Below are 12,525 nucleotides of genomic sequence, written 5' to 3' on the forward strand. Positions count from 1 at the left end.
TTACCTTTTTGGCGGAACAGTTCCCCGACAAACATCTCATCCCTGCCGCAGACACATTGGAACGCGGCGAATACTACCGCTGGATGTGCCTGTCGCTGCACCTCGAATACGCGGCCTTCAACAAACTGCACAACCTGCCTGTCGATACGCCCGAGCGCCGCCGCCAAATCGGTTACGGCGATTTTGATACCGCATGGAACACCTTGCGCGAACACTTGAAAAACCGCGACTACATTATCGGCAACAGCTTTACCGCGCTGGATCTGTACTATTCCGGGCTGATTCTGCTCTTAACGCAAAACTTTAAAGTATTGCCTGCCGATGAAACCGACGTATTGCAACGCTATGCCGCCAAACATCTCGCCCGTCCCGCCTTTGCCGAAACCATGGCATGGGCGCATGAAACCGTTGCCCAAATGCCGCCTGCGGAATAAATCAAGGCTATTAAAACAAAAAGGTCGTCTGAAAACCCTTTTCAATCGGGTTTTCAGACGACCTTTGTTGTCATATTCGATGATGTTTTCTCAACCGAACAGCCTGTTCACATCGGACGTTTTTTTGCGGTAGGGCAGGCGGATGTCGACACGGAAAATGCCGTCGAGTTGGCGGCTTTGGATTTTGGCGTCGTTGTCGTACATCAGCGTCAGGCGTTCTTTGAGGTTGTGCAATGCCATTGAGTTGCCTTTGTGCGGTTTGGCGTTTTCGCTGCTTTCGGATGGGGTGTACGGGTTTTCAATGCGGATGTAGATGGATGATTTGTTGAGCTTGGTAAACACGGTAATCATACCGGGACGGTGGGTCGATTCGACGCCGTGGAAGACCGCGTTTTCCAAAAGGGGTTGGAGCAGGAGGTGCGGCGTTTCCGCGTCATCGGGCGCTTGGTGCTGCCACATCACCTGCACGCGCATATGACCCATGCGGATTTGTTCGATGGCGATGTATTCGCGAGCCCATTCGATTTCTTGTCCTAAGGTACTGCTTTGGCTGCCGTCGCGCAGTTGGGCGCGGAAGAGGTTGGCGAGGTTCTCCAGCAGGGTTTCTGCGTCATACGGGCGCAGGCGGATGAGGCTGATGGCGGCATTGAGGCTGTTGAACAGGAAATGCGGGCGGATGCGGGCGGTCAGCGCGCTGAGGCGGGCTTCGGAAATCGAAGGCGCAAGGCCGTTCCGGCGCGAAGCTTCGTAATACATCAGCCCGAGCAGGAACAGGTTGAACAGGAAAAAATGTTGCGACAGCGATCTGCCATTCGTTTTTAAAACGACAAAGTCAACAATCACAAATATCGACAGGTTCAAAAGATAGGTAATGATGACGCCGTAGGGTGCTTCTTTGATGGAAGGTACGAATATATTGACAAAATAGGCTTTGATCAAAATACCCAAAAGTACGGGGAAAATCCATTTGGAGTGATGGTAAATTTCTGCGGAATAGGAGAGTGAGGAATCGCTGATTAAGGGCAGAAAAAACAGACTGCCCAAGACAATAATCAAAAGGCGCATGACCGTCGCGGAATTGCGCAGGTCCGGGGCGGCGAATGTATTGTTGATTTGACGTATAATAGACATAAAATATTTCCAACCGTTTTCTTTTAATGCGTTTATACGAGCCTTTGCGGCTCTGTTATTTTATCTGAGGATGAAACCATGAGTAAGGACAAAACCTGGTCTGGCCGTTTCAACGAGCCTGTTTCCGAACTGGTAAAAAAATACACCGGTTCGATCGATTTCGACAAACGGCTTGCCGAGTGGGACATTCAGGGTTCGCTGGCGCACGCGCAAATGCTTGTTCAATCAGGCGTTTTGAGTGAAGAAGATTTGGCGGCGATCCGTCAGGGAATGGCGGAGATTATAGCAGAAATCAAGGACGGTACTATTTCTTGGTCGCTGGATTTGGAAGATGTCCACATGAACATCGAACGTCGCCTTACCGACAAAATCGGTGACGCGGGCAAACGCCTGCACACCGGCCGCAGCCGCAACGACCAAGTCGCTACCGACATCCGCCTTTGGCTGCGTGATCAGATTACCGTTATTCAAGACCTGATTCGAAGCCTGCAAACGGCTTTGGTCGATTTGGCTGAACAAAACGCCGAAACCGTCATGCCCGGTTTTACCCATCTGCAAGTCGCCCAGCCCGTCAGCTTCGGACACCACATGCTCGCCTACGTCGAAATGCTCGGACGCGATTTCGAACGCATGGCAGACTGTCGCAAACGCGTCAACCGTATGCCGCTCGGCGCTGCTGCCCTTGCCGGTACGACCTATCCGATTCAGCGCGAAATCACCGCCGAATTGCTGGGTTTCGAACAAATCTGCCAAAACTCGCTCGATGCCGTATCCGACCGCGATTTTGCCATTGAGTTCACCGCTGCCGCCTCGCTGATTATGGTTCACTTGAGCCGCCTGTCTGAAGAATTGATTTTGTGGATGAGTCCGCGTTTCGGCTTTATCGACATCGCCGACCGTTTCTGTACGGGTTCGTCCATCATGCCGCAGAAGAAAAATCCCGACGTGCCCGAACTCGTGCGCGGCAAATCCGGCCGTGTCATCGGACACCTTATCGGCTTGATTACCCTGATGAAATCTCAGCCCTTAGCGTACAACAAAGACAATCAGGAAGACAAAGAACCGCTGTTTGACACCGCCGATACGCTCATCGACACCCTGCGGATTTACGCCGATATGATGCGCGGCGTGACCGTCAAACCCGACAATATGCGCGCCGCCGTGATGCAGGGCTTCGCCACCGCCACCGATTTGGCGGATTACTTGGTGAAAAAAGGCATGCCTTTCCGCGACAGCCACGAAGTCGTCGCCCAAGCCGTGCGCCACGCCGACCAAGCGGGGGTTGATTTGAGCGAACTGCCGCTCGAAGTTCTGCAAGGCTTCAGCGATCTGATTTCAGACGACGTGTACGGCGTACTGACACCCGAAGGCAGTCTGAACGCGCGCAACCACTTGGGCGGAACCGCGCCGGAGCAAGTGCGCTTCCAAGTGAAACGCTGGCGGGAATTGTTGGCTTAAAGAGAAATGGATAGAAAGGTCGTCTGAAAACCGAAAATAGGGCTTTCAAACGACCTTTTCTGGTGAAGTAACTGATGAATAGTCAGATTTGCTTTTTAACATTATCCCCGTAAAATTCCGGGTCGTCGTAGAACTTTAACCATTGCCCGCATATTCGAAAAATAAGATATTTTCGGTGCATCTGTTTTCAGACGGCCTCCTACATTATTTCAGAAAGCCAAAATATGAATACCAAACAAAAAGTCATCGCCATAGACGGGCCCAGCGCATCGGGAAAAGGGACGGTCGCTTCCCGCGTCGCTCAGGCTTTAGGGTTCGATTATCTGGACTCAGGCGCGTTATACCGCCTGACCGCACTGTATGCAAAGAAACGGGATGTGGAATGGAACGATGAAGTGGCGGTTGCCGCGTTGGCGGAAAATCTGCCCGCCCGCTTTGAAGGCACGCAGGTTTTTTTGGATGATGAAGACGTTTCGGGACAAATCCGCAGCGAAGCAATCGGCATGGGCGCTTCTGCAGTGGCGCAGTTGCCGAAAGTGCGTGCCGCGCTTTTGCAGCGGCAGCGTGATTTTCTGACGGAAAAAGGTTTGGTCGCCGACGGGCGCGATATGGGTTCGGTTGTTTTCCCCGATGCGGCGTTAAAGGTTTTTCTGACCGCAGGTGCGAAAATACGGGCGGAACGCCGCGCCAAACAAATCGGCATTCCATGCGAAGGCTTGGAATTTGAACGGATTTTGTCGGACATCGAGGCACGCGACGAAGCGGACCGCCGCCGCAGCGTCGCGCCCTTAAAGCAGCTTCCCGATGCGGAACTTTTGGATACGAGCGGGCTGAGTATCGAAGAAGCTGTAAAAAAAGTGCTTGATTGGTATCATAAAGTTTGAAATTTAGGGTATAATCCCTGCGTTTTGTTTCAGACGACCTTTGGAGCATCCGAAGGTCGTCTGAAATATTTATTTTCAAAGCCTGCCGTGCCAAGGGCGGCAGGCATCCTCCAACCTACCCCGCACCCCTTGGCGGTGTACCGAAAAGAGTATATATGACTATGGAAAATTTTGCCCAGTTGCTTGAAGAAAGCTTTACCCTGCAAGAAATGAACCCGGGTGAGGTGATTACTGCCGAAGTCGTGGCAATCGATCAAAACTTCGTTACCGTTAATGCAGGTCTGAAATCAGAATCTCTGATTGACGTTGCTGAATTCAAAAACGCTCAGGGCGAGATTGAAGTTAAAGTTGGCGATTTCGTTACCGTTACCATCGAATCCGTTGAAAACGGCTTCGGTGAAACCAAACTGTCCCGCGAAAAAGCCAAACGTGCTGCCGACTGGATCGCTTTGGAAGAAGCGATGGAAAACGGCGACATCCTGTCCGGCGTTATCAATGGCAAAGTCAAAGGCGGTCTGACCGTTATGATCAACAGCATCCGCGCATTCTTGCCGGGTTCTTTGGTTGACGTACGTCCCGTTAAAGACACTTCCCACTTTGAAGGCAAAGAAATCGAATTCAAAGTCATCAAACTGGACAAAAAACGCAACAACGTCGTGGTTTCCCGCCGCGCCGTTCTGGAAGCTACTTTGGGTGAAGAGCGCAAAGCCCTGCTGGAAAACCTGCAAGAAGGCTCTATCATCAAAGGTATCGTTAAAAACATCACCGACTACGGTGCATTCGTTGACTTGGGCGGCATCGACGGCCTGTTGCACATCACCGACCTGGCATGGCGCCGTGTGAAACACCCGAGCGAAGTTCTGGAAGTCGGTCAAGAAGTTGAAGCCAAAGTCCTGAAATTCGACCAAGACAAACAACGCGTTTCTCTGGGTATGAAACAACTGGGCGAAGATCCTTGGAGCGGTCTGACCCGTCGTTACCCACAAGGTACCCGCCTGTTCGGTAAGGTATCCAACCTGACCGACTACGGTGCGTTCGTTGAAATCGAACAAGGTATCGAAGGTTTGGTACACGTTTCAGAAATGGACTGGACCAACAAAAACGTACACCCAAGCAAAGTCGTACAATTGGGCGACGAAGTCGAAGTCATGATTCTGGAAATCGACGAAGACCGCCGCCGTATCTCTTTGGGTATGAAACAATGCCAAGCCAATCCTTGGGAAGAATTTGCCGCCAACCACAACAAAGGCGACAAAATCTCCGGTGCGGTTAAATCCATCACTGACTTCGGAGTATTCGTAGGTCTGCCCGGCGGTATCGACGGTCTGGTTCACCTGTCTGACCTGTCTTGGACTGAAGCCGGCGAAGAAGCTGTACGCAAATACAAAAAAGGCGAAGAAGTTGAAGCCGTTGTATTGGCAATCGACGTTGACAAAGAGCGCATCTCTTTGGGCATCAAACAACTGGAAGGCGATCCTTTCGGTAACTTCATCAGCGTAAACGACAAAGGTTCTTTGGTTAAAGGTTCTGTGAAATCTGTTGATGCTAAAGGTGCCGTTGTTGCCCTGTCTGACGAAGTGGAAGGCTACCTGCCTGCTTCCGAATTCGCAGCCGACCGCGTTGAAGACCTGACCACCAAACTGAAAGAAGGTGACGAGGTTGAAGCCGTTATCGTAACCGTCGACCGCAAAAACCGCAGCATCCGCCTGTCTGTTAAAGCTAAAGACGCTAAAGAAAACCGCGAAGCCCTGAATTCAGTCAACGCTGCTGCAACCGCCAGCGCAGGTACTACCAGCCTCGGCGACTTGCTGAAAGCCAAACTGTCCGGCGACCAAGAATAAGGTTGCAGACATGACGAAGTCTGAATTAATGGTTCGTTTGGCAGAAGTTTTTGCCGAGAAAAACGGTAACCAATTGCTGGCAAAAGACGTCGAATACAGTGTAAAGGTTTTGGTTGACACCATGACCCGCTCGCTGGCTCGCGGTCAGCGTATTGAAATCCGTGGTTTCGGCAGCTTCGATTTGAACCATCGCCCGGCCCGTATCGGCCGCAACCCCAAAACCGGCGAACGTGTGGAAGTGCCTGAAAAACACGTCCCCCACTTCAAGCCCGGTAAGGAATTGCGTGAACGTGTGGACTTGGCTTTACAAGAAAATGCCAACTAAACCTGAGTAAACGAACGCCGCAGAAATGCGGCGTTTTTGTTGTCTGAAAATATGGTTTTCTATTGTTTTCGTAATTTGGGTGGAATTTGTAATGGAAAATTCATAGAGGGTCGTCTGAAATCATCTATAATACGTTTCTTTTAATGATTGCCCGTTGATAAAACGTATAGTGGATTAACTTTAAATCAGGACAAAGCGACGAAGCCGCAGACAGTACAGATAGTACGGAACCGATTCACTTGGTGCTTCAGCACCTTAGAGAATCGTTCTCTTTGAGCTAAAGCGAGGCAACGCCGTAATGGTTTAAAGTTAATCCACTATAATTGTCAAACCCAAAAACATAATAAAGGTCAGATATGAGTGATAGAGGTCAACTGTTTGTCGCCCCTCCGTTTGAAAACCACAGCCCGCTGACTTGGTATCAGGCTGCAGCCGAACAACCGAATTTCATCCGCGATGAAGCACAGGCGCGGGCGATTGAATATTTGGATCGTTTGTGGACGGAACTGATGATGTTCAAACGCAAACGCAATCGTTTCCTAGGACGCAGCCTGCGCTCTCCCCAAGTACCGAAAGGTCTGTATTTTTATGGCGGCGTGGGTCGTGGTAAAAGTTTCTTGATGGACGCTTTTTTCGGCTGTTTGCCATACCGCCGCAAACGCCGTGTCCACTTTCATGCCTTTATGGCGGAAATCCATAAGCGTTTGAAAGACTTGAAAAGCGAAGCCAATCCTTTAAAAGCAGTCGCTGCCGAGATTGCCAAAGAGACCCGCGTATTGTGTTTTGATGAATTTCACGTCAGCGATATTGCAGATGCGATGATTCTGGGTCGCCTGCTGGAAAACTTGTTGAGCGAAGGTGTGGTTTTGGTGGCAACTTCTAACTACGCCCCGTCCGAGCTTTACCCCCAAGGTCAAAACAGAAGCAGTTTTCTGCCGACTATTGCGCTGATTGAATCCAGCCTGACCGTCTTAAATGTTGATGGCGGAGAAGACTACCGCCTGCGCACTTTACGTCCTGCCGAAATTTTCTTCGTTCCCAATAATGAAGAAAACGAGCAGAAATTGGCTGATTTGTTTAAAGAAATGGCGGGAATTTCCGAACTGAACCCCGGCGTCAGCGTAATACACGGGCGCGAAATTCCGCACAAAGCCCAATCCGACCGCGCCATTTGGTTCGATTTCCGCGCTTTATGTTTTGGTCCGCGTTCGCAAGCCGATTACCTCTATTTGGCCGAACATTATGAAATGGTGTTCGTATCAGGATTGGAACGTCTGACGCCGCAGGAAAAAGCCGAAGCGCGCCGTCTTACTTGGCTGATTGATGTATTGTACGATTTCCGAGTAAAACTCTGTGCCACCAGCGCGGTAGGCGTAAATGATATTTATGTCGAAGGCGATTTCGCCGAAGAATTTACCCGTACCGCCAGCCGTATGGTGGAAATGCAATCGGAAGTTTATTTGGAGCAACCGCATCTGACGTTAAAAAAATAAGATTCAGGCGAAGAAAAAAGAGTGGCTTTCCCCAAAGTAAACTGAAATTTGATAAAATAGCAGTTCATTTTCCTCAACCTAAGACTATTGCACAACGCAATAAAAACAAGGACATAATATGGCTATTGAGCGCACGATCACCATCGTTAAACCCGATGCTGTAGGTAAAAATGTAATCGGCAAAATTTACAGCCGTTTTGAAGAAAACGGACTGCGTATTGTCGCCGCCAAAATGAAGCACCTCAGCGTGCGCGAAGCCCAAGAGTTTTATGCTGTCCATAAAGAGCGTCCCTTTTACGACAGCTTGGTTGCCTTTATGACCAGCGGCCCTGTCATGATTCAGGTGTTGGAAGGTGAAAATGCCGTTGCAAAAAACCGTGAACTGATGGGTGCAACCAACCCCGCCGAAGCCGCTCCCGGTACGATACGTGCCGATTTTGCCGAATCTCTCAGCGTAAACGCCGTACATGGTTCCGACAGTCTGGAAAACGCAGCAATCGAGATTGCCTACTTCTTCAGCCAAAGCGAAATCTGCCCGCGTTAACGATAGATGCCGTTCGAACGTCCGACCGGTTCGGGCGTTTGGACGGTTTTGTCGATATTGTTTGTCTCAATCTGTTTTCAGACGACCTTTCTCAAATGGGGGTCGTCTGAAAATATGATAGAAGGAGCTTGGAAATAAAAGCTGTTTGCTCAACAAGATTCAGGACATGTTCAAACCCACTATGCAACGTCCTAATCCGCCGGATTTGCAAGATTTATCAAGACAGCCTTTATTAAAAGCTTTACCAAGAAATAAACCACATGAAAACCAATCTGCTGAATTACGATTTAAACGGACTGACCCATCATTTTGCCGAGATGGGCGAAAAACCGTTCCGCGCCAAACAAGTCATGCGCTGGATCCACCAAGCCGGTGCGCAAAGTTTCGATGAAATGACCGATTTGGCAAAATCCCTGCGCCTGAAACTCAACGAACAGGCAAGCGTGGATGTGCCCAAACTGATGATGGCGCAAGAATCCACCGATGGGACGCGCAAATGGCTGTTGGATGTAGGAACGGGCAACGGTGTGGAAACGGTGTTTATCCCCGAAGCAGAACGCGGTACGTTGTGTATTTCCTCTCAAGTCGGCTGCGCATTGGAATGCACCTTCTGTTCTACCGGCCGCCAAGGTTTCAACCGTAATCTGACCGCTGCCGAAATCATTGGGCAACTGTGGTGGGCAAATAAAGCAATGGGCGTTACGCCGAAAAACGAACGTGTGATTTCCAATGTAGTCATGATGGGCATGGGCGAGCCGATGGCGAACTTTGATAATGTCGTTACTGCGCTGAGCATCATGCTGGACGATCATGGCTACGGCCTAAGCCGCCGCCGCGTTACCGTTTCTACATCGGGTATGGTGCCGCAAATGGACAGGCTGCGCGATGCGATGCCGGTTGCGCTGGCAGTATCCCTTCATGCTTCCAACGACGAAGTACGCGATCAAATCGTTCCGCTGAATAAAAAATATCCGTTGAAAGAGTTGATGGCGGCATGCCAACGCTATTTGGTCAAAGCACCAAGAGATTTCATTACTTTTGAATATGTTATGTTGGACGGAATCAATGATAAGGCGCAACATGCGCGCGAACTGATTGAGCTGGTAAAAGACGTACCGTGCAAATTCAATCTGATCCCGTTCAATCCTTTCCCCAATTCCGGCTACGAACGATCTACCAATGAAAATATCCGCGTTTTCCGCGATATTTTGCAGCAGGCAGGATTCGTGGTAACCGTCCGCAAAACGCGTGGCGACGATATTGACGCAGCTTGCGGTCAATTGGCCGGACAAGTACAAGATAAAACACGCCGCCAACAAAAATGGCAGCAGATTTTGGTTGAACAACAGAGCTGATTATGAAACTGAACATTTGGCAACCCATTATTTTAACTTTGGTTTTGGGCGCATGCGCCGGCCCGAAAGGTCCAAGCAGAGCGGAACGTGCGACACAGGTCGCCAATATCAAAACCCAGTTGGCTATCGAATACATGCGCGGGGGCGATTACCGTCAAGCAACGGTAAGCATTGAAGAGGCATTGAAAGCGGACAGCAGCAATGAAGATGCATGGCTGGTTCGCGCGCAAATCTATCAATATCTCAAAGTGCGCGAAAAGGCGCAGGAAAGCTTCCAAAAAGCCCTATCTTTGAAACCTGACAATGCGGAAATCAACAATAACTACGGCTGGTTCTTGTGCAGCGAGATGAATAATCCTGCCCAGTCCATCAGTTATTTTGACAAAGCCCTGGCCGATCCGACTTATCCTTCTCCGTTTATCGCCAACCTCAACAAGGGCATTTGCAGCGCGAAGATGGGTCAATATTCGCTGGCAGAAGCTTATCTCGAACGCTCTTTGGCTGCGCAACCCCAATTCCCGCCTGCGTTTAAAGAATTGGCAAGAACCAAAATGCTGGCAGGCAATTTAAACGAAGCGGACTATTATTTCCGTCAATACCAAAGCAAAGTCGATGTCTTGCAGGCAGATGATTTGCTGCTGGGTTGGAAATTGGCGACCGCTTTGGGCAATAGCCAGGCAGCCTACGAATACGAAGCCCAGTTAAGGGCAAACTTCCCCTACTCGGAACAATTACAGGCAGTAACCACAGGTAAGTAACTACATGGAAAATCAAAAGAAAAACGAATACGACATTCAAGCTGCCAAATCATTGGGTGATGAGCTGGGACAACTCAGACACAAATCAGGTTGGGATATTGACGAAGTAGCACGACGGTTGAAACTGTCTGCCGAACAAATTGAAGCACTTGAAAAAGGAGACTATTCTTTCTTTTCAGGATTGGTCTTCGTTATGGGCTATCTGCGTTCTTATGCCCGCCTGTTGAAAATCGATGAAGCAACCATTACAGGTCGTCTGAAAGCCATTTCCGCGCCGGAAGAAGACCATGTCTATCTGGTTGATCGCAAACAAAATGCCGGTTTGAACTACCAAGATGGTGAAAAAGTCGGTTTTCCCAAATGGGTTTTGGGCATGGCGGCGCTCATCCTGCTTGGCGGCGGTATTTATGTTTGGCAAAGCAAGTCCAATCATGAAAACGAACAACAAGTCGCGCAAAACAGCGATGCAGTACGCAACAGTATGCAGACGCCGGATTTGAAAAAAGAAAATGTTGCCGTTTCCAATATGGCAGAAAACGGCAAACAAGAAATATCCAATGCCGAAAAAGCAGCTTCAAGTGTCGCCGCATCCGAAGCAGCGGCATCCGCACCTGAAGTCAAAGTCGATTCAGACGAGCTTTGGATTAAAGTCCAATACCGAAGCAATCTGATTATCACCGACAAGAAAGGTACCATGATTTTCAGCCGGATCATTCCCGCAGGAAGTGAAAGGCGTTTTAAAGGCGGTGCGCCCTACAATGTCTGGATCGGTATTGCCACAGGCGCACAAGCCAATTACGGCGGGACAACCATCAATCTGGCAGAATACCGGGTTGCCGGTGAAAAATCAGCTTCCTTTGTAGCAGGAAAAAAATAAAGATGAACACACCCAAACGCCGCCAAACCCATCAAGTACAAATCGATCATCTCACCGTCGGTTCGGATGCCCCCGTTGTCGTGCAATCGATGACCAATACCGACACCGCAGATGCTAAAGCAACCGCCCTGCAAGTCAAAGAATTGAGCGATGCAGGCTCAGAAATGGTGCGCATTACCGTCAACAGCCCGGAAGCCGCCTCCAAAGTTGCCGAAATCCGCCAACGTTTGGACGACATGGGTTACACCACCCCGCTGATTGGCGACTTCCATTTCAATGGCGAACGTCTGTTGGCAGAATTTCCCGAGTGCGGCAAAGCCTTGTCCAAATACCGCATCAACCCCGGCAATGTCGGCAAAGGCGCAAAAGGCGATGAAAAATTTGCCTATATGATTCGGACTGCCGCCGAAAACGACAAAGCCGTCCGTATCGGCGTCAACTGGGGCTCGCTTGACCAAAGCCTCGCCAAGCGCATGATGGATGCCAATCTGGCGTCCTCATCGCCCAAACCGCCTGAAGAAATCATGAAAGAAGCCTTGATTATTTCGGCGTTGGAATCTGCTGAAAAAGCCGTCCGATTAGGTTTGCCTGAAAACAAAATCATCTTGTCGTGCAAGGTCAGCTCCGTTCAAGATTTGATTCAGGTTTACCGCGAGCTGGGCAGCCGCTGCCAATATCCGCTCCACTTAGGCTTGACGGAAGCAGGCATGGGCAGCAAAGGCATTGTTGCTTCGACTGCCGCCTTGGCCGTACTGCTTCAAGAAGGCATCGGCGACACCATCCGCATTTCTCTGACTCCCGAACCCGGCAGTTCGCGTACGCAGGAAGTCATCGTCGGTCAGGAAATTCTACAAACCATGGGACTGCGCTCGTTTACCCCCATGGTTACCGCCTGCCCGGGCTGTGGACGCACCACCAGCACAGTCTTCCAAGAGCTTGCCCAAGACGTACAAAATTACCTTCGCCAAAAAATGACCGTATGGCGCACCCTTTACCCCGGTGTAGAATCTTTAAACGTTGCCGTCATGGGCTGCGTCGTTAACGGACCGGGCGAAAGCAAACTGGCAGACATCGGCATCAGCCTGCCCGGAACCGGCGAGACCCCTGTTGCCCCGGTTTATGTTGACGGAGAACGCAAAGTGACTTTAAAAGGCGACAACATCGCAGCCGAATTCTTAGAGATTGTCGAAGAATACGTCAAAGTCAATTATTGCGAAGGCGGTGCAAAACGTAGTCAAAACCGTATCATCCCGATACAGTCAGCTTGATAGGCATGAGAATAAAAGGTCGTCTGAAAAACATTCAGACGACCTTTTGGTTTGCCGGTATATTTATTAATGAAAATTTGGAAGAGGTAGAGAAATAGACCAGTTGCTTGGAATATTCAGCCCGAGACCTTTGCAAAAAAGCCCTTCCCCCAACAGC

At 50.0% G+C, this 12,525-nt stretch carries 12 protein-coding genes and 1 pseudogene; 12 read left to right on the forward strand and 1 reads right to left on the reverse strand.

The genetic code is table 11. From position 1 onward, the window contains the following. On the forward strand, positions 1-434 hold a 434-nt coding region (locus tag HMPREF2954_RS11035), incomplete at its 5' end, for a glutathione S-transferase family protein (protein ID WP_070689141.1). Positions 435-524: 90 nt separating this feature from the next. Here the strand turns inward: HMPREF2954_RS11035 and HMPREF2954_RS11040 are convergent. Continuing rightward, positions 525-1,565, reverse strand: a complete 1,041-nt coding sequence (locus HMPREF2954_RS11040) for a sensor histidine kinase (protein WP_045073711.1) — start codon at positions 1,563-1,565, stop codon at positions 525-527. Between the two features lie 78 nt (positions 1,566-1,643). Here HMPREF2954_RS11040 and argH point away from each other — a divergent pair, with 78 nt between their 5' ends. The 11 genes and pseudogenes from argH (at position 1,644) to ispG (ending at position 12,368) form a co-directional block, all read left to right on the forward strand. Further along, entirely contained in the window at positions 1,644-3,023 is a 1,380-nt protein-coding gene (argH, locus tag HMPREF2954_RS11045) for an argininosuccinate lyase (RefSeq protein ID WP_045073712.1), read from the forward strand. A 224-nt stretch (positions 3,024-3,247) separates the two neighbouring features. Continuing rightward, a complete protein-coding gene (cmk, locus tag HMPREF2954_RS11050) occupies positions 3,248-3,907 on the forward strand; it encodes a (d)CMP kinase (protein ID WP_045073714.1) in 660 nt (219 codons plus the stop codon). 155 nt (positions 3,908-4,062) lie between these two features. Next, entirely contained in the window at positions 4,063-5,748 is a 1,686-nt protein-coding gene (gene rpsA / locus HMPREF2954_RS11055) for a 30S ribosomal protein S1 (protein ID WP_003759201.1), read from the forward strand. A gap of 10 nt (positions 5,749-5,758) precedes the next feature. Continuing rightward, on the forward strand, positions 5,759-6,073 hold the full coding sequence (locus HMPREF2954_RS11060) for an integration host factor subunit beta (protein ID WP_003744632.1): 315 nt from the start codon (positions 5,759-5,761) through the stop codon (positions 6,071-6,073). A 165-nt stretch (positions 6,074-6,238) separates the two neighbouring features. Next, a pseudogene (locus tag HMPREF2954_RS13415) lies at positions 6,239-6,301 on the forward strand (transposase); the annotation flags it as partial. 128 nt (positions 6,302-6,429) lie between these two features. Then, positions 6,430-7,566, forward strand: coding sequence for a cell division protein ZapE (gene zapE / locus HMPREF2954_RS11065; RefSeq protein ID WP_019271001.1), 1,137 nt, complete (start codon positions 6,430-6,432; stop codon positions 7,564-7,566). A 118-nt stretch (positions 7,567-7,684) separates the two neighbouring features. Next, on the forward strand, positions 7,685-8,110 hold the full coding sequence (gene ndk / locus HMPREF2954_RS11070) for a nucleoside-diphosphate kinase (RefSeq protein WP_045073716.1): 426 nt from the start codon (positions 7,685-7,687) through the stop codon (positions 8,108-8,110). A 260-nt stretch (positions 8,111-8,370) separates the two neighbouring features. After that, a complete protein-coding gene (gene rlmN / locus HMPREF2954_RS11075) occupies positions 8,371-9,465 on the forward strand; it encodes a dual-specificity RNA methyltransferase RlmN (RefSeq protein ID WP_009312955.1) in 1,095 nt (364 codons plus the stop codon). 2 nt (positions 9,466-9,467) lie between these two features. Next, positions 9,468-10,223 carry a type IV pilus biogenesis/stability protein PilW gene (gene pilW / locus HMPREF2954_RS11080; RefSeq protein WP_003759214.1) on the forward strand — a complete coding sequence of 252 codons (756 nt, stop codon included), beginning with the start codon at positions 9,468-9,470 and terminating at the stop codon, positions 10,221-10,223. 4 nt (positions 10,224-10,227) lie between these two features. Next, complete coding sequence (locus HMPREF2954_RS11085) at positions 10,228-11,100, forward strand: helix-turn-helix domain-containing protein (protein WP_003778752.1); 873 nt, start codon at positions 10,228-10,230, stop codon at positions 11,098-11,100. 2 nt (positions 11,101-11,102) lie between these two features. Further along, a complete protein-coding gene (gene ispG / locus HMPREF2954_RS11090) occupies positions 11,103-12,368 on the forward strand; it encodes a flavodoxin-dependent (E)-4-hydroxy-3-methylbut-2-enyl-diphosphate synthase (protein WP_009312957.1) in 1,266 nt (421 codons plus the stop codon). Positions 12,369-12,525 lie beyond the last annotated feature (157 nt).

The sequence above is a fragment of the Neisseria sp. HMSC067H09 genome (genome assembly GCF_001814135.1).
Taxonomy (GTDB): Bacteria; Pseudomonadota; Gammaproteobacteria; order Burkholderiales; family Neisseriaceae; genus Neisseria.

Coding starts and splice junctions, on each gene's coding strand:
- HMPREF2954_RS11040 (WP_045073711.1), bottom strand. CDS start 1,565: ATGTCTATTATACGTCAAATCAACAATACATTCGCCGCCCCGGACCTG.
- argH (WP_045073712.1), top strand. CDS start 1,644: ATGAGTAAGGACAAAACCTGGTCTGGCCGTTTCAACGAGCCTGTTTCC.
- cmk (WP_045073714.1), top strand. CDS start 3,248: ATGAATACCAAACAAAAAGTCATCGCCATAGACGGGCCCAGCGCATCG.
- rpsA (WP_003759201.1), top strand. CDS start 4,063: ATGACTATGGAAAATTTTGCCCAGTTGCTTGAAGAAAGCTTTACCCTG.
- HMPREF2954_RS11060 (WP_003744632.1), top strand. CDS start 5,759: ATGACGAAGTCTGAATTAATGGTTCGTTTGGCAGAAGTTTTTGCCGAG.
- zapE (WP_019271001.1), top strand. CDS start 6,430: ATGAGTGATAGAGGTCAACTGTTTGTCGCCCCTCCGTTTGAAAACCAC.
- ndk (WP_045073716.1), top strand. CDS start 7,685: ATGGCTATTGAGCGCACGATCACCATCGTTAAACCCGATGCTGTAGGT.
- rlmN (WP_009312955.1), top strand. CDS start 8,371: ATGAAAACCAATCTGCTGAATTACGATTTAAACGGACTGACCCATCAT.
- pilW (WP_003759214.1), top strand. CDS start 9,468: ATGAAACTGAACATTTGGCAACCCATTATTTTAACTTTGGTTTTGGGC.
- HMPREF2954_RS11085 (WP_003778752.1), top strand. CDS start 10,228: ATGGAAAATCAAAAGAAAAACGAATACGACATTCAAGCTGCCAAATCA.
- ispG (WP_009312957.1), top strand. CDS start 11,103: ATGAACACACCCAAACGCCGCCAAACCCATCAAGTACAAATCGATCAT.